This window comes from Methylobacterium phyllosphaerae (assembly GCF_001936175.1).
GTDB lineage: Bacteria > Pseudomonadota > Alphaproteobacteria > Rhizobiales > Beijerinckiaceae > Methylobacterium > Methylobacterium fujisawaense.
Window position 1 is genome coordinate 1,424,997 of record NZ_CP015367.1, and the last position, 21,326, is coordinate 1,446,322.

Annotated in this window: 21 protein-coding genes; 7 read left to right on the plus strand and 14 right to left on the minus strand. The window is 66.4% G+C overall.

The window, feature by feature from the left end:
• Positions 1–110 precede the first annotated feature (110 nt).
• From MCBMB27_RS06200 to MCBMB27_RS06260, 12 genes are all read right to left on the minus strand, one after another.
• Positions 111–656, minus strand: coding sequence for a transglycosylase SLT domain-containing protein (locus MCBMB27_RS06200; RefSeq protein WP_075380073.1), 546 nt, complete (start codon positions 654–656; stop codon positions 111–113).
• Positions 616–2,142, minus strand: a complete 1,527-nt coding sequence (locus MCBMB27_RS06205) for a flagellar hook-length control protein FliK (RefSeq protein WP_091954922.1) — start codon at positions 2,140–2,142, stop codon at positions 616–618. The genes MCBMB27_RS06200 and MCBMB27_RS06205 overlap by 41 nt, the downstream gene beginning before the upstream one ends.
• Entirely contained in the window at positions 2,139–3,413 is a 1,275-nt protein-coding gene (locus tag MCBMB27_RS06210) for a chemotaxis protein (RefSeq protein ID WP_075380074.1), read from the minus strand. The genes MCBMB27_RS06205 and MCBMB27_RS06210 overlap by 4 nt, the downstream gene beginning before the upstream one ends.
• Positions 3,410–4,687 carry a MotB family protein gene (locus MCBMB27_RS06215; protein WP_075380075.1) on the minus strand — a complete coding sequence of 426 codons (1,278 nt, stop codon included), beginning with the start codon at positions 4,685–4,687 and terminating at the stop codon, positions 3,410–3,412. Before MCBMB27_RS06215 ends, MCBMB27_RS06210 begins: the two co-directional genes overlap by 4 nt.
• A 2-nt stretch (positions 4,688–4,689) precedes the next feature.
• Positions 4,690–5,346 carry a hypothetical protein gene (locus MCBMB27_RS06220; RefSeq protein WP_139231550.1) on the minus strand — a complete coding sequence of 219 codons (657 nt, stop codon included), beginning with the start codon at positions 5,344–5,346 and terminating at the stop codon, positions 4,690–4,692.
• Positions 5,319–6,956, minus strand: coding sequence for a flagellar basal-body MS-ring/collar protein FliF (gene fliF / locus MCBMB27_RS06225; protein WP_075380077.1), 1,638 nt, complete (start codon positions 6,954–6,956; stop codon positions 5,319–5,321). The genes MCBMB27_RS06220 and fliF overlap by 28 nt, the downstream gene beginning before the upstream one ends.
• A 169-nt stretch (positions 6,957–7,125) precedes the next feature.
• A complete protein-coding gene (locus MCBMB27_RS06230) occupies positions 7,126–8,292 on the minus strand; it encodes a flagellin N-terminal helical domain-containing protein (protein ID WP_043756832.1) in 1,167 nt (388 codons plus the stop codon).
• 267 nt (positions 8,293–8,559) lie between these two features.
• A complete protein-coding gene (fliP, locus tag MCBMB27_RS06235) occupies positions 8,560–9,297 on the minus strand; it encodes a flagellar type III secretion system pore protein FliP (protein ID WP_043357262.1) in 738 nt (245 codons plus the stop codon).
• Positions 9,298–9,355: 58 nt separating this feature from the next.
• Positions 9,356–9,838, minus strand: coding sequence for a flagellar basal body-associated FliL family protein (locus MCBMB27_RS06240; RefSeq protein WP_075380078.1), 483 nt, complete (start codon positions 9,836–9,838; stop codon positions 9,356–9,358).
• Positions 9,839–9,858: 20 nt separating this feature from the next.
• Positions 9,859–10,557, minus strand: coding sequence for a flagellar basal body L-ring protein FlgH (flgH, locus tag MCBMB27_RS06245; RefSeq protein WP_043357258.1), 699 nt, complete (start codon positions 10,555–10,557; stop codon positions 9,859–9,861).
• Positions 10,554–11,192, minus strand: a complete 639-nt coding sequence (locus tag MCBMB27_RS28790; RefSeq protein ID WP_083683405.1) for a flagellar basal body protein — start codon at positions 11,190–11,192, stop codon at positions 10,554–10,556. The genes flgH and MCBMB27_RS28790 overlap by 4 nt, the downstream gene beginning before the upstream one ends.
• Before the next feature lie 400 nt (positions 11,193–11,592).
• Entirely contained in the window at positions 11,593–12,276 is a 684-nt protein-coding gene (locus MCBMB27_RS06260; RefSeq protein WP_043357246.1) for a response regulator transcription factor, read from the minus strand.
• Positions 12,277–12,586: 310 nt separating this feature from the next.
• On the opposite strand from MCBMB27_RS06260, the gene MCBMB27_RS29485 reads away from it, so the two are divergent.
• The gene (locus MCBMB27_RS29485; RefSeq protein ID WP_159020307.1) at positions 12,587–14,503 is read left to right on the plus strand and encodes a hypothetical protein; all 1,917 of its coding nucleotides are present in this window, start codon (positions 12,587–12,589) and stop codon (positions 14,501–14,503) included.
• A 95-nt stretch (positions 14,504–14,598) separates the two neighbouring features.
• Here the strand turns inward: MCBMB27_RS29485 and flgF are convergent, their stop codons facing one another.
• Both flgF and MCBMB27_RS06275 read right to left on the minus strand, forming a co-directional pair.
• On the minus strand, positions 14,599–15,339 hold the full coding sequence (flgF, locus tag MCBMB27_RS06270; RefSeq protein ID WP_043348571.1) for a flagellar basal-body rod protein FlgF: 741 nt from the start codon (positions 15,337–15,339) through the stop codon (positions 14,599–14,601).
• A gap of 1 nt (position 15,340) precedes the next feature.
• Positions 15,341–16,066, minus strand: coding sequence for a DUF1217 domain-containing protein (locus MCBMB27_RS06275; RefSeq protein WP_236952920.1), 726 nt, complete (start codon positions 16,064–16,066; stop codon positions 15,341–15,343).
• Between the two features lie 307 nt (positions 16,067–16,373).
• Between MCBMB27_RS06275 and motA the strand changes: the two genes are divergently transcribed.
• From motA to flhB, 6 genes are all read left to right on the plus strand, one after another.
• Entirely contained in the window at positions 16,374–17,261 is an 888-nt protein-coding gene (motA, locus tag MCBMB27_RS06280) for a flagellar motor stator protein MotA (RefSeq protein WP_075380081.1), read from the plus strand.
• Positions 17,262–17,263: 2 nt separating this feature from the next.
• Entirely contained in the window at positions 17,264–18,193 is a 930-nt protein-coding gene (locus MCBMB27_RS06285; protein WP_043348563.1) for a flagellar motor switch protein FliM, read from the plus strand.
• The gene (locus MCBMB27_RS06290) at positions 18,174–18,515 is read left to right on the plus strand and encodes a hypothetical protein (protein ID WP_236952921.1); all 342 of its coding nucleotides are present in this window, start codon (positions 18,174–18,176) and stop codon (positions 18,513–18,515) included. The genes MCBMB27_RS06285 and MCBMB27_RS06290 overlap by 20 nt, the downstream gene beginning before the upstream one ends.
• Positions 18,516–18,606: 91 nt before the next feature.
• The gene (fliN, locus tag MCBMB27_RS06295; RefSeq protein WP_043348558.1) at positions 18,607–18,999 is read left to right on the plus strand and encodes a flagellar motor switch protein FliN; all 393 of its coding nucleotides are present in this window, start codon (positions 18,607–18,609) and stop codon (positions 18,997–18,999) included.
• Between the two features lie 14 nt (positions 19,000–19,013).
• Positions 19,014–20,042 carry a flagellar motor switch protein FliG gene (locus MCBMB27_RS06300; protein ID WP_043348557.1) on the plus strand — a complete coding sequence of 343 codons (1,029 nt, stop codon included), beginning with the start codon at positions 19,014–19,016 and terminating at the stop codon, positions 20,040–20,042.
• 14 nt (positions 20,043–20,056) lie between these two features.
• Positions 20,057–21,118 (plus strand): flagellar biosynthesis protein FlhB, encoded by a 1,062-nt coding sequence (gene flhB / locus MCBMB27_RS06305; protein ID WP_075380082.1) that lies wholly within the window; start codon positions 20,057–20,059, stop codon positions 21,116–21,118.
• The last annotated feature ends 208 nt before the right edge of the window (positions 21,119–21,326 follow it).

Genomic DNA, 21,326 nt, shown 5'->3' on the forward strand with positions numbered 1-21,326 from the left:
GACGATGACCGCCGTCCTGCCCGGTGATCGTGAGGTGTCGGGTGGCCTCTGGCGAAAGACCCCGGTTCTTCCCTTGGTTCCATGGACGCTTCCGGACTGCCTTCCGGCTCTCACTGGCAGAAGCGCGTGGCGGCGGGCGTCCACTGGCCGAAACCCGTCACCACCATGTTCGCCACGACCCGGCAGATATAGATCTTCTGCGCCGCGTTGTTGTGCGGGCCGGCATGATAGCGCGCCACGGCCATCGTCCAGCTGCCTTCCCGCTTCTTCAGGTCCCGGAGGAATTGCGTCGCGTAGTCCACGTTCGCGTGCGGGTCGATCATGGCCTCGACCGAGCCGAACTTGCCGCCGTGATAATGGTGATTGATCTGCATGCAGCCGAGATCGATCAGGCGCGCGCCCCGGCGGCGCGCCTCGGTGAAGTGGGCGAGCACGTCCTGGGGCCCGGTCGCGAAATAGGCCGTTCCTTCGATGTTCATGGCATAGGGCTGGAGCGAGCCGCGTTTGCCCGTCTCCGTGAGGCCGACGGCGTAGAGGACGCCGAGAGGCACGCCGTAACGGGCCGAGGCGCGGCCCATCTCGGCCTCACACACGTTTGCGGCGGCCGGAACCGCGCTACAGATAAATGCCGCCGTCGCGAGGACGTATCGTCTCATCGATCCGCTCTCCGTCGCGCCGGCCGGTGGCCGAACGATGCGCCGCCTGTCGTTGCCCATCCTCCCGGTGACCCGGTCGAGCCCCCCCGTTCGCGAAGGAGGACTGACCCTGCGACGGAGCCCCTTCGGCAGAGCCTCCCGCATCGGCCGGTCGCGCTTGAGCGACCGTGACATCGGCTTGGTGGTGCGCCTGCTTGAGAAGGTCCGTGAGGATGGCCGCATCCCGCTGCAGGAGCGCGGCGGTTTCCGGCCGCGAGGCGCGCAGGTGCGTCTCGAGCTGGCCATTCGCCAGTCGCAGCTCCACGGTGACGGTTCCCAGCTCTTCCGGCCTCAGCTGGATCCTGAGCACCCGCAGCGGTCCGTCGGGCGCGGTCCCGGTCGCCGGGTCGGCGTGATTGCCGACCGCATCCGGACGGGCCGGCACCGCACGCGCGATCTCATCCTCGATGGCAGCGGCGATCATCGGCAGGGTGATGGCGGGCAGGCCCGTCTCTGTCCCGACGCTGTCCCTGGGGGTCGGGACGGAACTGCCGGCCCGGCTCTGATGGCCTGCGGCCGCGAGGATCGTACGGGCGATTCCGGGGACCGCATGGCTGTCCGCAGGCACGCTCAGGTCGGACGTGCCGGGCGCGGTGATGGCCGCGCGCACCGCCGTGTCTGCGGGATCCTGGGGCGCGAGACCGGTCGCGGCCCGAAGCGTCCGCGCCGCGGTGGCGATGATGTCGCCCAGTCCCGGCCGGGCGAGGTTCTGTCCGGCCACAAAGGGAGCCCCGGAGGCCGCCGGCGCAGCTTCGGCGGGCATCGCCGTGTCTGCCGGACCCTGGGGCGCGAGACCGGTCGCGGCCTGAAGCGTCCGCGCCGCGGTGGCGATGACGTCGCTCAGTCCCGGCCGGGCGGGGTTCTGTCCGGCCACGGTTGGTGCCCCGGAGGCCGCTGGCGCAGCTTCGGCGGTCCCGGACTCGGGCAGCGCTGCCGGAGGCAGCACGGGTTTGAAATGGACCGCGCGGTCGAGCACCGTGACGTCCGGCTTGGGTCCTGATCCGGCAAGCAGCCCCTGCGCGGATCCCGCCCCGCGCACCAGCGCGGGTGCGGAACGGGCTGCGGCGTCGGGGGCTGTCGTGCGTGGCCCCGGAGAGCCGCCGGTCGCGGGGCCGTCGGAGGCGGCCGCCGGATGGGCGGTGTTCAGGACGTTGGCCAGCGCCGTCGCGGCGGCGCTTGCCGGATCGGCGGGGGAGAGCGCGGGTGTCACGGTCGCCTCGTCGGGGCGGCCCTTCGCGACAGGTCCCCGCGGCTCCGCGGCATCATCCCGGTCCTCGTCGGACGAGGGCGTGGAGGGGGGCTCCGCGATCTCGCGCAGGACATCCCCGAAGGCGCCGGGCCGGCCTCTGTCCGGCGGGGTCCGGAGGTCGGTCTCCGGATGGGACCGTGCCATCTCGCGATCGGACTTCGGCGCGGGTCTCTGAACCGTGGCGGCGATCAGGGTCACGGAGTTGCCTTCTGGAGGAGCAGATCGATCTGGTCGATCGTGGCTTGGGCCTTGGGAATCAGTCTGGCCGCGCCATCGGTGGAATCCGCCGCGGCCTGCGCCTGTCGCGATGGCGCCGTGTCGGCCACCGGCCCCACGCGCGTGCCGACGAGACCGCGCCCGATCTCCTCGGCCGTCGCAAGCGCCGTCTTGAGGAGGGGGATGTCGCGGGCGGGAAGCTTGGATCGGTCGAGGGCCTGCAAGGTCCGCAGCCCGGGCTCGAAGGTCGCCAGGTCCACGATCTCGGCCGCCGCCCGGTAAAGGCGTCCCTGGGCCGCCTCCGGACTCTCGGGCCCGCAGAGCGCCAGGGCCTTGTCGGCGGCCAGGCGCGCCGAGGCCGTCTTGCCCTCCTGGATCGCCGTACGGGCGATCAGCAGGTACAGATCGCGCCGGCTCCCGGCAGCCAGTTCGTTGACGATCCTGTTGAGGGCCCCGAAGCGCGCCTCGTCCCGGCCGACATCGAACTGAGTCAACTGGTAGGCGAGGCGCTGCCTGAAATTGCCAGCGTAAACCGAATGCGGAAAGCGGCGCAGATACTGAATCGCCAGGGCTTCGAACCTGTGCAGATCGCCGATCTGCCCGAGGGCGAAGACCTCGCGGCGCAGGGCTCCTTCCTCGCTGAGGGTCCCCGGCAGCAGCAGCCGCACGCGATCGAGCAGGGCGATCGCCCGGACCGGATTCTCGGTCACGATGAGCGAGGCCTGCGCCAGGCCGACCGCACCGGCGAGCGTCGGCGGCAGACCCGCCGTGTCGAAATCCCTGAGGAGGCGGTTCGCGTCCGCATCCCGCCCCTCGATATAGGCTAGAGCGCCGCGGGCCAGCGTCGCCTCCCGGTCGCCCAGCCCGTCCAGCGCAGTCAGACGACGCAGGATCGCCGGCCCCCCGCCGCTCAGGGAGAAGACGATGGCGGCTCTGACATTATGCCCGTCGGCCCAGACTTCCGGTGCCGCAGCCAGAAGATCCACGTTGATCCGGGCGATCAACCGCGGCTGACCCTCGTGGGCGGCCACCGAGCCGGACGCGACCCGGTCCTGCAGCAATTGTAGCGTCCGCACCGCGGCAACGGGACCGGCCCTCAAGCCCTGGGAGTCCAGGGCCGCCCGTGCCGGCACGGACTCCGGAAGCGCGGGACGGTCCGCCTGCGGAACCGCCGTGGGCGCCGGTTCCGCGACGGCTGGATCCACGAGCCCTGTAACGAGCGCACCGAGGGCACCCAGCAGGATCCGCCTCATCCCGGAATTCCTTGGAGAAGGATCTCGATCCGCCGGTTCTCCGGCGCCTTGGGATCTGGCGCGTTGCGCGGCATCCGGTTGGCCGCCCCCTCAACGCGCCAGATCCGCGCCTCCTCGATGCCCGCTCGGATGAGCATGTAGGACGCCATGTGGGCGCGCGCCGTCGAGAGCCGCCAGTTGTCGTAGACGTCCGAGCGGAACGGCCGACTGTCGGTATGGCCGCGGATGATGAGCCGGCCCGGGCGCGAGGCCAGCGCCTTCGCGAGGCGCTCCATGGCCCGCACCATCTCGGGACGGGGCTCGGCCGAGCCCACCGCGAACATGCTGAAATTCAGGTCGTCCGTCACGTTGATCAAGAGCCCCTCCGACGTCCCCTGAACCTCGACGCGGGGACCGGGCGCGGAGGGCGGGAAGATCTTGGCGATCTCCGCTTGCAGCGCGGCCTGGGCCGCAGCGGTCGCCGCCGGGATCGGGGCCGACCCCGCGATGGGAGCCTCCGCCGCCTTGGCGCCGGTGTCCCTGATCTCCGCCACCTTGTTTGCCGTCGCCGTGTGTCCTGTGGCCGTCTGTCCTGCTGCCTTGGCCTCGGGGGCCTTCGCCTCCGCGGCTTGGCGATCTTGGCGATCTTGGCGATCGGACACCGGCGGTTCAGCCTCCGTGCTGTCCGCGTCTCCGGCTCCGCGCGCATCGGGCCTGGCCTGGGCCGGCGGGGGTGTGATCCCGGTTGGGGCGGGCCGGTCGGTCTTCGCCGGCGACAGGGTGGTCACCTGCCAGTACAGCGGATCGAACGGATCCCGGGCCACGTCGCCCCCCCGCCGACCCGCTTCGCCGAGATCGCCGATCGTGGTGCTCTGGGGCTTGTCCGGATCGGACTCGGTCGCGAGGTGCGCCAGGACGGAATAGGGATCCTGGAACAGTTCCCGCTCCCGCCCCGCCGATCCGGGCGGCAGGGTGCCGGATCTGTCCCGCGTGCCGGCGGCGGCCGCCGTGTCGCTCGCCTTGTTTCCCTCCTTCGAATCCGTCGAACCCGGCTGAGGATCGCTGAGCCCCTTCCGAAGCGGAAGAGGCTGGGAAAGGCTGATCGGATTGAAGTAATTCGCTATGCTGGTCTTGGTCTCATCGCTCGTGACCCTGGTCAGCCACAGGACCAAGAACAGCGCCATCAGCGTCGTCATAAAGTCGGCAAATGCGATCTTCCAGACGCCGCCATGATGTTCGTTGTCGTCCTGCGGGGGCCGGCGGACGATAATGATCTCGGGGTGATCGTTGGCCATGCTCAGCGGTCCTCGATGAGGGCGGCGATACGGTCACCCCATGCCTGGAGCCGGGTCTCAATGACGGTCCAGTTCGTCTGAATGCGCAGGTCAGGTCTGCTGTCCGGCGACAAGGCGAGTCGGTCAGGCGGCAGATTCAGGCGCCGGGCCAGCGCCTCCACGAGATCCGGCGGCCCGCTCAGGGTGAGCGTGCCCGTCTGACTGTCCGCCACTAGAGTGGACACGGTCGCCTGCAACTCGCGGATCGCCTCCTGCTGCAGGGCTTCCGCCAAGAAGGGCTGGAGGACCCGCGTCAGGCTCCCGGCCAGACGGGCTTCCAGCATCTGAACCTGCTCGGCGAAGCCGTTCGCCAGGACAGCGGCTTCCGTTTCGACCCAGCGCTGCCGTGTCTCCGCCAGGGTGGTAGCCGCCGCGGCGCGTTCCGCCGCCGCGGCGGCCTCAGCCGCCCGAGCGGCCAGCGCCTCGCCCTCTCGGCGGCCTTCCGCGCGCGCCTCAGCCGCGATGGCATCGGCGTCCTGCGGGGGGGCGGCCGCGTCGGCCGGATCCCGTTTGGCGATCAGCGCCGCAAGGGTGGGGGACGATCGCTGACCCGCATCCGAAAATACGGTCCAGATCGGAGGTGCATCCACCATTACGCGGCCTCGTCGCGCGTGAGCCATTGTTTCAGGATGTTGGCGACCTGCTCTTCGTCGAGTTCCACCAGCTGCTCGAGCTTGCGGATCGGCGAGCGCGTGACGTGCTCATTCAAATCCTCGATCAGGCTGGGATCCGAGGATGCCCCGACCTGCTCCGCTTGCGGCACGCCGAGCGCCGCCGCGAGGTCCATTGGGGCGACGGTGAGTTCGGTTCCGACCTCCGAGGGGCGGGCGAGGATGGCATTGACCGCTGGACGCAAGCCGAACCAGATGAGCAGGCATCCGACAATCAGGATCGTGGCCGCGTTGATCAGGGTTCCGGACTGCCGCATCAGGACGTCGCCGACACCCAGGGCCGGCGTGGGGGCGAGAGGCTGACCTTCGTCGATGAAACTGACGGCCGCCACCTTGATCTGGTCGCCCCGGCCCTTGTTGAAGCCGGCCGCTGACGCGACCAGTTGCTCGATCTCTGAAATCTGCGGCTCCAGATCGACCTTGGCCCCGTCTTTGACGCTGCCCGCGAGCGCCTCGAGGCGGGACCGGTTCACCAGAACGGCGACGGACAGGTTCTTCACGGAATAGCCGTCGCTGACGGTCTGGACCGTCTTCGAGGAGATCTCGAAGTTGGACAATTCCTCGCGGCGCTGGCTTTCTGAACTCGACGCATCGGTCCCCTCGGAACGGACGCGCTGATCGGGCAGGTTCTGCTGAGCGGTGGTCGGCTTCTGGGGGGCGCGGTTCTGCGAACTCTCCGATTCCTTGATTGTCCGCAGCGAGCGCTCGACCTTCTGGTCGGGATTGAAGATTGTCTCGTCCGTCTTGGTCTTGTCCGTGTTGAGCCGGGCAACAACGCTGATTTCGAAATTGTTTGGCCCCAGATAAGGGGTAAGCGTGCGGCGGACGTTGTCCTGGATCTCCCGGGTGACGGTTTGCTCGAGGCTCGTCAGCCGGCCGGCCGGCGCCGTGGTGGCGTCGTCGCCGGCGAGCAGGACCGTCCCATCGGTATTCAGCACGGTCACCTTTTCCGGCTTCATGCCGGGAATGGCGGCGGCGACGAGCTGCCGGATCGCCGGCGCGGTCGAGGCATCGTTGGCGGGCTCGGTGCGCACGACCACTGAGGCCGAGGCGGGCTGCTGCTCGCGGCGGAACGAGCCGGGATCGGGCATCACGATATGGACCCGGGCTGCCTTGACGCCCTTGAGCGTCTGGATGGTGCGGGCGATCTCGCCCTCCAGGGCCCGGACCCGGGTGATGTCCTGCATGAACGAGGTCAGGCCCAGCGAGCCCAGGTCGTTGAACAGTTCGTAGCCGGCCTTGCCGCTCTGGGGCAGGCCCTTCTCGGCCAGGAGCATGCGGGCCTGCGCGGTCTGCCCGTAGCTGACCAGAACCGATGTGCCGTCCGCACTGACGTCGAAGGGAATCCCGGCGTCCTTGAGCGCCACGCCCATGCGACTCACGTCGTCACGGCTCAAGCCGGAATAGAGGGTCTCCCGGAGCGGGCGGCTCAGGTAATAGGCCCCCAGGCCTATGGCGAGGAACACGGTCAGTCCCACCAGCCCGAGGGCGATCAAGCGCCGGGGCCCGAGCTCCAGGATATTGTTCCACAGCTTCTCAATGTGTTCGCGACCGGGCATCGGCAGGACTCGGTATCCACCACAGTGGCTCTGCCTCCGCATGGCGGATCAACCTTGCGCGAAGGTGGCGTAACGCGCGGCTTCGGCAAAGGAAAAAGCCGCGCATCCGAAGACGCGCGGCCTGAATCAGATCGGCGATCTGGTCTTGATATTGCTCAGGTGAGCCGGATCAGTTCCGGAACAGGCTGAGGATCTGCTGCGTGTTCTGGTTGGCGATCGTGAGCGACTGGATGCCGAGCTGCTGCTGGACCTGAAGGGCCTTCAGCTTCGTCGACTCTTCTTCCATGTTGCCGTCCACCAGGATGCCGATGGAGGTATCGTTGGCCTTGGACAGGACGTCGGTGTAGTTCTGGAACGACTGCATCTGCGACTTGAGCGCACCGAGGTTGGCCGCCACTTCGGTCATCGCGGAGGAGATCCGGTCGACCATCGAGATGTAGGCGTTGATCTTCGACAGGTCGTTCGGCAGGACCGTCGAGATGTCCATCGTGTCAAATTTCAGGTTGTAGGCCTTGAGGAAGCCGTTGTTGTCCGCGCCGAGCACGGAGTATTCCTTGTTGAGGATGCCGCCGGTGCCATCCTTGCCCACCTTGGCCGAAGCATTCGCCGACGTCCGCGCGCCCTCGAAAGTCGCCTTGGCGGCATCGTAACTGGCCTTCGCGCTCGTGTAGGCGGTCACGTCCGCGGAGGTCTTGCCGCTGCTGGTGTAGGCCGCATAGGCGGCGTCGTACGTGGCTTGCGCCGTCGTCCAGGCCGCCAGCGACGTGGTCGCGGCACTCGTGCCGGCGCTCCCGTTGCCCGTCTTCGCATCGTACAGCTTGAGCTTGTTCGTGTCGATGTCGGTCGTCGTCAGGATCGGCTGGCCCAGCACCCGGGTGAAGCCCGAGACGACCTTCCGGATCGGCGAGTAGGTGGGCTGGTTCGAGTCGACCGACAGCCAGGCTTCGCCGGCCTGCGAGGCATCCGCAGCATAGGCGCGGAAGCGGGAGAGGGTCGCATTGAGATCGTCCTGGATCAGCATGCGGTCGACGCCGACGCCCGACGCCGTGGTCAGCTTCCTTTTGACCTCCTTGAGCTCGTCGACCATCGTGTTGAGGGCCTGGTACGTGATGTTGACGACGCCCAGGCCCTGGCCGATCGAATCCTTGACGGCGCCGAGGGCGGAATTGTCCTGGCGGATCTGGGTGGCGATCGCCCAGTAGGCGGCGTTGTCCGAAGCGCCCGCGATCTTCAGGCCCGTCGTGATGACGTCGTTGGTCTTGTCCAGGTTCTGGCCGATGAGCTTCAGCGTCAGCTGCGCCGTCATCGCGGCGTTGTTCGTAAACAGGCTCGACATAACGATGTCCCTTGGAAGACGTTGTTTCTGGGACATGCCGGATTCTCGCCGGCATAGCAGGGCGGCTTCATGCCTTTGAGATCGCCCGTCCGGGTCGGATCTCAACCTGCTATCAATGCTGCACCGAACGAGAGATGACCTTTGTGGCCGACCAATCCATTTGCAGCGCTGATGTGATGGACTGGCTATCCTCGCAAGTCAACGTCAAAATAGACCCGTCGTGGAAAAATTTATGACGCCTCGACCTTAGAATTGTTTCGGGTCTGATTAGAAATACGATTTCACAAGACCGCTGATCAGCATGTTCCATCCGTCGATCAGTACGAAGAACAGGATCTTGAAAGGCAGCGAAATCACCGTCGGCGGCAGCATCATCATACCCATGGACATGACCAGCACCGCGATGACCATGTCGATGACGAGGAAGGGAAGCGCGATCAGGAAGCCGATCTCGAAACCGCGCCGCAGTTCGGAGATCATGAAGGCCGGGATCAGGATCCTCAGGTCGGATCTGCCGCCATCCGGCGCCTTGGACGCATTGGCCGCGGCCATCTCCGCGAAGGTGTCGAGATCCTTCGGTCGGACATGGGCCAGCATGAAGTCCCGGAACGGCGCGGTCACCTTGGCGAAGGCTTCCTCCTCGCTGATCCTGTTCTCGGTGAGCGGGCGGACGCCGTCCTGCCAGGCACGATCGAAGGTCGGCCCCATGACATAGAAGGTCATGAACAGCGACAGGCTGATCAGCACGAGATTCGCCGGGGCGCTCTGCAGGCCCAGCCCCGAGCGGAGGAACGAGAGTGCGACGACGAATCGGGTGAAGCTCGTCACCATGACAAGGAGACCCGGCGCGATCGACAGGACGGTCATCAGCGCGATGAGCTGGATCATCCGCCCGCTGATCGAGCCGTTTCCTGGGGGCAGAACCTGGTCGAGGCTGAAATTCTGCGCGTGCGCCGCCGTGGCGACAAGGAGGAGCGAGCTCGCGATCCAGACGCGACGCAGCATGGTGTGACTGATCCTGATGATTGTCGGCCGGGGTCGAAGAGGTTGCCGACGGAGCGCCCTACTGGACGACGAGTGTTTCGATGAAGAAGTCTTGGACTTGGCCATTGCTTCGGATCTGGACGCGTTCGGTCAGATCCTCGCGCAAGTGGCTCAGGCCGCTCGGTCCCTCGATCTGCGCGACGGTCAGGGTGCGCAGGTAGCCGACGATGTCCTGGCGGATCTCCGCGGCGATCGCCTTGGGGTTGCCGAGGGCCCCACCCTTGACGACGATGGACGATTCCAAACGGACCCAGACATCGCCGGGGCCGGCAAGGTTCGTCACCACGGTGCCGAGACTCGCGACAGTCGCGTTCGCATCGTAGGGGGCCACCTGCTGGACGCGCTCCTCCTCGGCCTTCTTCCGCTCGTCGACGGCCTTCTCGATCCGTGTGGCCATGTAGAGGCCGCTCGCTCCCCCGACCCCGACCGCCAGGACCGTGAGCATCGCGAGGAGGAGCAGCCAGCGGAGCTTGGAGCGGCGGGATGTGGAATCGGAAGCCATGGATCTCGCCAGCCTCGGGTTCAGAACGGCGTGGCCAGGTCGTAGACCTGCTGGACGACGGCGGGCTGCTGCACCTCCATCAGGCGCCCCCGGCCGCCGTAGGAAACGCGCGCCTCCGCGATCTTGTCGTAGTCGATCGTGTTCCGGCGCGAGATGTCGCGCGGACGGACGATGCCGGCGATGTTCAGGACACGGACCTCGTAATTGACCCGCACTTCCTGCGAGCCGCTGATCAGCAGGTTGCCGTTGGGAAACAGATGCGTGACGACGGCCGCCACGGAGAGCCGGAGCTGCTCTTTGCGGTCGATGGTGCCCTGCCCCTTCGTCGAGGAATTGCCATTGACCTCGTAATGGTTCTTCGACTCCGGCGTGAGACCGAACAGGTCGAACTGGAGATCCAGGCTCGACTTGGCGCGCGAATCGCGCGACCGGTCGGTGGCATTGTCGAACTGGGCCTTGTCGTTCATCGCGATGAGAACGGTCAGCACGTCGCCGACATTCTTGGCGCGCGGATCCTGAAACAGGTCCGCGCTCTGCTGGGCCCAGGTCGAATGGTACCCCTGACCCTGCGTCGCCACGTAGAGCGGCGGCACGCTGTCGTGGTTCGGATCGATGCCGAGGCCCACGGGGCTCAAGGCCGGCGCGCGGCCGATCTCTTGGATGGGCGTCGCGCAAGCCCCGAGGGCCGTGAGCGCCGCGATGGCGGCCAAGCGCTTCATCCTGATGTCTCGCTGTCCTGCGGATGGCGGTCCCCCTCGTCCATACGCGGCTGGGGCTGCGCCTTGACGGCCTCGCCGGGCCTCTGGGGCGTCGGCTTCTTCGGCGGGGTGTTCGTGATGACGTTGGCCAGGCGCGCGGCCCGACCCGGTTCCATCTCGTTCAGGATCGCGCTGGCGATGCGCGCGTCGAGCCGTGTCAGGATCGCGGCTGCCGCCTCGCTGTCCATGGCGGTCAGTTGCTGCGCCGCTGCCTCGGGCCGCATCCGGGCGTAGATCGCCGTGACGCTCTCGTCCGCCTTGGCGAGGAAGGCTTGCCGGCGCTTCAGCCATTCCTCGTACTCGGCACGCTTGGCCTCGAGCTGGCTGATCCGGTTGCCGGAATGGACGACGTCCCAGCCGGCCGATGACGTCGCGCGCGCCGGTCGCGTGCCGGCACCGTTGGCCTCAAGGTGGCCCGTATGGGTCGCCGCCATCGTCAGAGCCGTCTTGTCCATCAGGTCCCGGAACGGGGTCAGGTCCCGGGCGCGATAGCCAGGCGTGTTGGCATTCGCGATATTGCCAGCGATCACGGCTTGGCGTGCCGCAAGATGTTGCAGCTGACGGGATGCGATGTTGAACAGAAAGATCGGGTTCATGACCTGTCGGCTTTCTGACGGGATAAGTCAGGAGGCGGGAAAATCCCGCTGGCGAGGGGCGTATCCTGGGCCGCAACGTTCGTTGTACGGCGCAACATTGTTCTGCAGGCGGATCTTTCCTCGATCTGTCTTGTCCGAAGCTTGTGGCGGCCTCCCGCCGCGCTCTCGGGGGGGGCGCGTGTCCGGTCCGGCCGTTCCGCGGGTTGATCCCCGTGCGGTCTGGGAGGCGCGGAGCCGGCGTCCGGCACGCCCAGGCTGCGGCCGGATCATCTCCGCGCTGCCTCTCATGCCGGACATACGGGCCACCGGACGATGGACGTCCGGCCGCCTGTCCGCGACGGGCCGGCCAGGAGACCGGCCCTTGTGATGAGCGGATTCCCGCGGAACTCGGATAGAGAGATCAATTCACGAAGGCATACCCGAGATAACGCCGTACTTCGATAGGATCGAAACTCAGCTTCTGCCGAAGTTTCTTGCGAAGTTTACTGATGTGGCCCTCGATCACGCTTTCGTCCACGTCGCTCGTGAAGGCGCCGTAGACCGCATTGAACACCTGCTCCTTGGTCATCCGGCGCCCGCGATTGCGGACCAGAAATTCGAGGATCTGGCGTTCGCGGCGCGGCAGGGGCATTTTTTCCCCATCGACGTCGGGGTCGCGGCCGTCGAAGTACACCCTCAGCCGCGCGGTCCGGTCCGCCACGACGCTGTCGCTGGCCCTCTCGCGCTGCGAGCGCCGCCATACGGCCTCGGTCCGGGCGAGGATCTCGCGGACATGGACCGGTTTGCGGACGACGTCGTCGATGCCGGCTCTGAACAGATCCAGCGTCTCGGTCAGGCAGCGGGTCTCGATCATCGCGATGATGGGTGCGCGGGACCGCTTCTGAATCATCTCCGGCAGATCGGGCCGCTGCTCACAATTGCCCAGGAGGAAGCCCTGGACGGCGTCCAGATCCGTCTCGGGGGCGGACTGAATCCAGCCTTCGAAATCATCGGCCACTAATCCAACCGATGTCACGCCCTCGCGATTGAAGTTGGCCACGTAACCATCGGTAACCATCGGCCGCTCATCGACAATGACGTACATTGCCATAAGTCTCCGTCGACATTTTTGCGTGAAAGATCAAAACTTGTCTTTTCTTTGTCTCTGATTCCCCAATTTTCTCAATGGATCAAACATGAGACAGCGTCAACATCCTGTTATGAAGTTCTATCGAAGAAAATTTGTAGACATTTTTAGCAAAAATAGAGACATGATAGCCAAGAATAAAGAAATAATCGTAAAGTTGATCGAATTTTGTGGCGTTTGCGGAATGGTGCGTCCTATATTGCAGGATCCGCTAGGATGATCGCACGCGCCCAGCGACGCTTCGATCCTGCGAGATCTGCCTGAGCCGATGTCCGAACGACACACCTTCACGCCTGATTCGGCGCGACCGGACGCGGGCGCTGCACAGGCGCCCGATGCGAGCCATGCGGTTGGCAACAGGAATCGCTGGTCGCGGGTCGTCTTCGCGTTCGAGCGTTTGATCGGCGACCGCTGGTATGAGTTCAACGCATACATGATCTGCGCTGCTGCCGAGGGATGTCCGGGCGTCCGGGACTTCGCGGCGATCGGTGTCGCATTCCGCGCGCAGGATCAGTCCGAGATCGATTTCGGCCGCATCCCAGGATTGGCGCGGACCTCGATCGACGCGCACGGAGACTGGATCGCCGGACCGATGTCGGAGGGCGGCGCGGGCTCGATCGGCGCTCCCATCCGCTGCCGCTTCTATCTCCCGGCGCCCGCCTCCCAAGTCGGCGTGACCATCAGGAGCTGGCGCAACACGCACCCGTTCCGGATCGTGCAGCCGGAGATCCGGCAGGCCGTTCCGGACGCGGCCCACCCTGAGGACGGGGCCCCCGAATCGGCGCGGGGCTGGTTCGGCCAGGACAGCCGGATCGTCCTCGGTCCCCGGCCCGCCTGGTTGCGGCACGGGCTGGTTCCCGGGCGTGCCCTCGTGTTCAAGGGGCAGGTCATCGCGCAGGGCCAGTCGGACGGTGCCCTGGCTCAGGTGTCCTTCCGCGACGCGCGGGGCAACCCGATCCCGCCGCCCTACCCCGGTACCCTGGCCACCCTGTCGATCCCCGCCTTCCTCGACATCCCGGTCCACCGGGAGGCCTACCGCTTCACCCTGAAGGTCTCGCCGCCCCCCCAGGCGGCGACGGTGGAGATCGGCTTCGCCACCTGGGATCCGGATGCGCGCCTTGCACTGGCCGCCGCACCGGACGTGTTCCTGGACGACGAGTTGCGCTTGGCCAATCTTGCGGAGGAAGCCGGCCCGGACGCCGAAGCCGTCCTGGCGCATCTGCTCGGCCGCCTCGGCGCCCCGCGGCCAACCCAGGGCGCCGCCGCGGGGTCGATCCTGCCCTATCTCGACCCCGCCCTTCTGGAGGAAGCGCCGTCGCCGTTGCGCAGCGTCGCGCTCCTGCGGGACGGGCCGGACGCCGCGGCCTGGGCTGACGGTTCCGTCAGTCTCGCGTCTTGCCCGGCCTGGGCGCTCCCGGAGGTGCCGGACTGGGGGAGCGATCCGTTCCGGTCGCATGCGTGGCGCCTTGCGTTCCAGTCCCTCTCCTGGACCTGTGCGGCCGCTGGAAATCCTGAGCGCGCGGTTCGGGACCGGGCGGTCGCTGTCGCCCTGGCCTGGTCCCGCGCGAATCCCTGGGGCCGGCCGGCCGACACGCTGAGCCTGCATCCCGCCTGCATGGCGATGCGCCTGGAGGCGATGCTGTGCCTGCTGGGCGCAGCGATGCGGGATGGCGATGCGGCGGACCGTTCGGCCGTCGAGCGTCTGGGTGCCGAGATCGTCCGGCATGCCGCGGCCCTGGCGGAGATCCTGGCCCAGCACACGGTGGCGGGGTCGTTGCTGGAGGCGCAGGTGGCGGCGTCCCTGATGGTGGCCGGCGTCACCCTGCCGGCCTTTCCGATGGCGCGGCACTGGACCGACCTCGCGATGATTGCCCTGCGCAGCGGCTTCGAGGCGATGATCGATCCCGAGGGGGCGGTCACGGAGCCATCCTACCACCGCAGACTCGAGATCCTCACGCTCGCCCTGGTCCTGATGCCGGTCCTGAAGGGCCGGCCGGATCTGGCCCCCCTGGCGGATATCCTCGACCTTCGCCTCGCGAGGGCCTGGGGCGGGCTGATCGCGCTGCTCGAGCCGGACGGCGCCCTGCCGCCTTCGCCGAGCCTCAGCAGGGGGGTGTTGATGCGGATGCGGCAATGGCCGAACCCGATCTCCCGGACGACTCCCCCGACTCTGACGAGGGGATGATCGTCCCGGTCCTCCAGCACGCGGGCGAGCCGGTCGAGGGCGTTCATGCTCATCTCAGCACGCGGCAGCCTTGTGGAGTCCACGATGGCGGTCGCTTACGCGCTCGGGCCGAGGCCGCGGATCGCGTCCTGTAGCGAGGATTCGGTTTCGGCCACCGCGGCGGCCGCATTCTGGAAGGTGCGCGTGATCTCGATGAGCCGGGACATCTCCATGACCGGATTGACGTTGGCCCCCTCCTGGAATCCCTGCTGAACCCGGACCGTGGTCGCGTCGCGCTGATTGAAGTCCAGGATCGGCTGGCCCGGCCTGTCCGACGCGACGGCACCGCCGGCGACACGGGTGAGTTTCGCGGCCGGGTCCAGACGGAACACGCCGAGTGCGCCGATCTGATTGGTGCCTTGGGATATGATCCCGTCCTGTCCGATCGTGATCGGGGGCCCTTCCGGATCGACGGTCAGGGGCGAACCGCCGGGGTCCAGGATCGGGCGCCCGCTCAGATCCTGCAGGTCGCCGGCCGCCGTGACCTGCATCCGGCCGTCGCGGGTATAGACCGGACCTCCTGGACCCCGCACGGCCAGCCAGCCGTCCCCCTGCACGCCGACGTCGAGGGGCGAATCCGTCTTGATGAGCGGTCCGGCCTTGCGCGACAGGAAGGTCTCGCCCGGCGTCGTGAACGCGACCTCGCGCCCGCCCGCCTCGGACAGGATCGTCTCGAACTTGACCTCCTCCGCACGGTAGCCGGCGGTCCCGAGATTGGCGACGTTGGTCGCCACGGTGTTCAGGCGCTGTTCGAGCGCCATCTGGGCGGACAGCGTGACGTAAAGCGACGCCTGCATGTCAGTGCCCCTCCAGCCGGATGGATTGCAGCTTGAGCAGGAGCCCGGTGTCGAAGCCCGAATCGGACCCGCCGAAGAGCGACAGCGTCGGCGTCGATGCCGTATCGTTCTTCTGATCCCACATGATCGTGAAGCGCTTGATGAATTTGTCGAGTTTTTCCGGATCCTGGAAGCTCGCGATGTCGAGCTTCCGGTTTATCAGGGCGGCCTGAGCATCAAGGTTGCTCATCGCCATCTCGGGAGGGAGTCCAAGGGCTGTTCGAACGACTTCCGCCAAAGCCTTGTCGGCCAGGATGCCGAACGCGGACTTGATCGTTCCCGCCTGGCGCTTGAAGTACAGGGCCAGGCGTGTGCCCTCGTCTTGCTGGCCGGCATCGCTCTCGAGCTTCTGGCGGACATAAGAATCGATCGGTGCCTGCCTGGCCTCGGGACGCTGCGTTGTGTTGGCGCCGTGGGTTTGGAAGTCGAAGGCGTTCGCAAATTCTCGAAATCGCGCATCTTGAATGCGATCGACCAAGCGCATTCCGTTCGCGTCAGGCGGCCCTGCCAGGATCTTTCTCATGAATCCCTTGGCGTAAGCCATGTCATCTAAGCCGAAGGCTTGCATGGCGAAATTGAAGATGCGCGCATTGCCGATGAAATCATCTACCGATTTTATCTCGGAAATATGATCAGAGTAATATTTTATCTCTCGAGAATTTGCCTTTTCCGACGCTTTTTCGCTCATAGTTTTTGTAATATCTCTAGATATAAGCTTATAATTAAGATAAGTTGATGTCATGTCCGGGTTCCTGATCTTGTTGGATCGGGTTCAGAAAGAAATTAACAAGAATTCGGATCGCCGATATATCGACCGCTGCAGATGTACAGGCCGCGGATGCTGGGCGTCAGCCCTAGGGCCGGGAGCTTGTCTGGGCCTTGCACGGTCGATCTCGAAACGTGTTGCGTTGGAGCGCCGCGAGATCGCTCCAGCCCGACGCAAGCATGACCGTCTACGGCCCGGTGTAGCGATCCATACGACGTCGAGGCGCTACGTGGGTGTTATCATCGGCTTGCTGACCGCGATGGTCTGTGTCGCGGGCGGCTTCTGGGCCATGGGCGGCCACATCATGGTCGTCTGGCAGCCTTTCGAATTCATCATTGTCGGGGGCGCCGCGATCGGTGCGTTCATCGTCGCCAACCCGGCGCGGGTGGTGATGGACACCGCCGGTGCGGTCCGGGATGCTCTGTTCGCTCGGGAGCCGAGACAAGAGGATTACCTTTCCTTGCTCGGACTTTTATTCGCGCTGGTACGGGAACTTCGGTCAAAGCCGCGCAACGAGGTCGAACATCACTTGGACAGACCGGATCAGTCCGAGATCTTCAAGGCCTATCCGCGCGTGGCGCGCGACCAGGAACTGACGCTGTTCATCTGCGACTATGTCCGTCTCATTCTGGTCGGCAATGCGCGGCCCTACGAGATCGAGGCGCTGATGGAGGAGGAGATCGCGACGCACCGCGGCGACAAGCTGAAGGTCTACTTCGCGCTGATGAACATGGCCGACGGCTTGCCGGCCCTGGGGATCGTGGCGGCGATCCTCGGTATCGTGAAGGCAATGGGGGCGCTCGACCAATCCCCCGCCCTGCTGGGAAGCCTGATCGGGGCCGCCCTGGTGGGCACCTTCACCGGCATTCTCGTCTCCTACAGCGTCGTGGCGCCGCTCGCCAACAAGGTGAAGGCGACCCGCGAGGCGCAGGCCCGGGTCTTCATCATCGTCAAGCAGACTCTGCTGGCCTTCATGAACGGCGCGCTGCCCCAGATCGCCGTCGAGCATGGCCGCAAGGCCATCACGGCGGCCTACCGGCCGACGATCGACGAGGTGGAGAACGCGACGATCACGGGCGCGCCGCGCAGCGAGAGCGCCCTGCGTGAGGCGGCTTGATCATGGACAAACAACCGGTCGCCAACGACATCCGGGATCGGCTCCTGGACGCCGCAGGGCTCTCCCTCGATCGCCTGCCGATGCTGCACGTGATCCTCGACCGGGCGGCGACGTTCTGCGCGGAGCAGCTCCGCCACCTCGCGGCCTCCCCGGTCTACTTCTCGCTGAGCAATGTCGAGAGCCAGCGGTTCGGAGACATCCTGGAGCCCTACGAGGCGAACGCGGTCGCCGGCATCTTCAAGGCGCCCGAATGGGACAGTCACATCCTGGTCGGTTTCGACCGCGACTTCATCTTCACGATGGTGGAGGCGCTCCTCGGTGCCGACGGCTCCGAACCGCCGCTCGACGAGGAACGATCCTTCTCGAATATCGAGATGCGGATCGCGCAGCGCCTCTTCGAGCAGATCGGCAAGGCGATGCAGTCCGCATTCGCGCTGGTGGCGGACACGCCGTTCAAGCTCGAGCGGACGGAGCTGCGAATGGATTTCGCCGTCATCGGCCGCCGGAACAACCAAGCGGTGGCGGCGAAGTTCGTCCTGCAGGCGCTCAATCGCGGCGGAGAGATGTTCATCGTCATCCCGCAATCCGTCCTGAATCCGATGCGGCAGAGCCTGGCGCGGATCCTGGTGGGTGAGACCTCCGCCCGGGACTCCCGGTGGACGAAGCAGATCGCCGGCGAGGTGCAGAAGACGCCGGTGACCCTCAAGGCGATCCTGGAGGAGAAGCAGCTGACGCTCGGCGAGATCGCCGAGCTCAGCGTGGGCCAGGTGCTAGAACTGCGGGCGACCCCGCGCAGCCGTGTCAAGCTGGTCGGCAACGACCGCGATCTGTTCTGGTGCGATGTCGGGCAGGAGGAGGGCGGCGTCGTCCTGCGCGTGGACCGCTTCATCGATCAGGATCAGGAATTTATCGATGATGTTCTCTCTCGCTGAGGCCCTGCTGTTCGCGGCCCTGGTCGCGACGACCGCCTGCCTCGTACCGATGTACATGCGTCTGAAGCGGCTCGACCGGTATCATGCCCAGTACCGCGACATGGTCGATTGGAGCGCGTCCGCCCTCGTCGGCGCGAGCAACGCCGTCCAGTCCTTCGCCCAGGACGGGCGTGTCGTCCTCGAAGATCTGAGCCGCGAGATCGAGTGCGCCAAGGTGGCCCTGGCCGAGCTGAAGGCGGAGCGGATCAGGCTGGCGAACGCGGCGCAGCCCGGCGATGCGAGCCCTGAACCTGCCGTCGGCGGCAACCTGACGAGCGCCTGATGCCGGCTCAGCCGACGTGGCCCCCCTCCCCCGCGACCGCCGGTCCCGGTGCGGCTCGGCCGCGAATCGTCCCATCCTTGAGGAGCGTTTGATGTCATCCCCCGCAGACCACGTGAATGTCGAGTCCGGGACCGGGAGTGGGCATAGCGACAGCCTGTTCGCCAAGATCGAGGCGCATGCCGACGGCCAGCGGGCGCAGGACGAGCGCTTGGGCCATGGCCGGAATCTCGATTCCATCCTCCGGATTCCGGTCTTGATGCAGGTGGTCCTCGGATCGGCCACGATGCCGGTCGCCAACCTGATGAAGCTGGGCCGAGGGGCGATCGTTCCCCTGGACCATCGCGTGGGCGAACCGGTCGACGTCGTCGTGAACGGCCGCGTCATCGCCCGGGGCGAAGTCGTCGTGGTCGAGGACGACAATTCCCGCTTCGGCGTGTCCCTCACCGAAATCGTCGGTCCCGCAGCGGCCGATTCCAACGGCTGAGAGGAAGCAGCGCCATGGCCGCAGGTTCCATGACCAAAGTCGGTCGAAGAGTGCTGACCCCTGCCGAGGAGGTCGCGGCCGTCCTCATCGCGATGAAGAAGACGACGGCCAGCCGGCTCGTCAAGTATTTCGACCAGGCCGAACTGAAGCAGATCACGCGCGCCGTCTCGCAGCTCGGACCCGTCCCCAAGCCGCAGCTCGAGACGATCGTCGAGCAGCTGGCGGCCTTCTTCGCCGACGGGGCGAACCTGATCGGGACGGCCCGCGAGATGGAGAAGCTGCTGGAGGGGGTCCTGCCTCCGGAGCAGATCGCCGAGATCATGGCCGATGTGCTCGGCGGGGGGGAGCGGTCGATCTGGGACCGGATCTCGAACGGCTCGGAGACGGCTCTTGCCGCCTACCTGATCAAGGAACATCCGCAGACCGCGGCCCTGATCCTGTCGAAGGTCAAGCCGGCCTGTGCCGCCAAGGTGATGGCCCAGCTCCCGGCGCCGATGCGCAACGCGGTCATGCGGCGCATGCTGACGTTCAAGCCGATCGTCGAGACCACGATGAAGATGATCGAACAGACCATCCACGAGGACTTCATGATCAATCTGGCGCGCAACGCCGCGGCGGATACCCATTCGCGCATGGCCGACATCATCAACAAGATGGAGCGCCAGAGCATGGAGGAGGTCCTGGACAACCTCACGCAGTCGCGCCCGAAATCGGCGGAGATCCTGAAGAGCCTGCTCTTCACCTTCGACGACATCATCAACCTGACACCGCGGGCCCGCACGACCCTGTTCGACCAGATCCCCCACGAGAAGGTCATCCTGGCGCTCAAGGGCACGAGCGGACAGCTGCGCAACGTCGTGCTCAGTGCCCTGACGGCCCGCGCGCGGCGCCTGGTGGAGCACGAACTCGAGGGCGGCGAGCCCGCCTCGCAGCGGGATGTGCACGAGGCCCGCCGCGCGATCACCGATCAGGCGCTCGAGATGGCCGCCCGAGGCGAGATCGAACTCAGCTCGGCGGATTCGGATGAGACCTACATCCGCTGAGCGGGACTGCCGCGATGTCGGATGACAAGGAGAGCAAAACCGAGGCGGCCAGCGAGAAGAAGATCAGCGACGCGGTCGCGCAGGGCAATACCCCGTTCTCGCGCGAGGCCCCGGTCTTCGCCTCGATCATGGGCCTGCTGGTCTTCCTCGTGTTCGTGGTGCGGGATCAGGGGGCTGCATTCGTGCGGCGGCTCACCCTGCTCCTCGAGCAGCCGCGCAACTTCAGCGTGGAGACCAGCCCGGACGCCACGCGCCTCGTTCACGCCCTGGCCCTGGAAATGGGCCGGTTCCTGTTGCCGGTTCTGGTGATCCTGCTCGTCGCCGGGATCGCCGCCTCGATCTTTCAGAACGCGCCCCGCATCGTGTTTGATCGCATCCAGCCCCAATGGTCTCGCATCTCGCCCGCGAGCGGCTGGAAGCGGATCTTCAGTACACAGGGGTTCGTCGAGTTCGGGAAGAGCCTCTTCAAGTTTCTGGCGATCGGCGGCATGTCCTTCATGGTTCTGCGCGCAGACCGGTACGAGATCGTGGACGCCATGTTTGTGGATCCGATCGGCCTGCCCGAGTTCCTGCTGACCCTGTCGGTCCGCCTCATCTCGGCCGTCAGCGTGGCGACCATCGCGCTGGTGGCGGGCGATCTGGTCTGGTCCCGCCTGCGCTGGCAGCGTGACCTGCGGATGTCGCGACAGGAGCTGAAGGACGAGTTCAAGCAGCTCGAGGGCGACCCGCTTGTGAAGGCCAGGCTGCGCTCGCTGGCGCAGGACCGGCTGCGCAAGCAGATGATGGCGGCGGTGCCCCGCGCCACGATGATCCTGGCGAACCCGACGCACTACGCCATCGCGCTGCGCTACGATCAGAGCGAGAGCGACGCCCCGGTGGTGCTGGCCAAGGGGGCGGACCTGATCGCCCTGCGCATCCGCGAGATCGCCGAGAGGAACCGGATCGAGGTGGTCGTCGACAAGGCCCTGACCCGGGCGATGTACGACCACGTGGAGATCAATCAGGCAATCCCGGCGGAATTCTATCGGGCGGTGGCGAATCTCCTCGTCTACGTGATGACGCGCAAGCGCCGCTGAGCGGCCGCGGGTGACCGGCCCGCGGATCGGGGAACCCGGCCTAGCCGGCCGGCGCCCCCCCCGGCGGGCGCCGGCCCTCAGAAATGCGGGAGGGCGCGCCGCGGGTCGACGATCGCTTGTCGAACCCGGCCCCTGATCCTGGCGCCCGCGTTCCCCGGCCTCGAAGGCGGATGCGGGGAAACGCGGTGATCCCCGAAGGCCTCCTGCG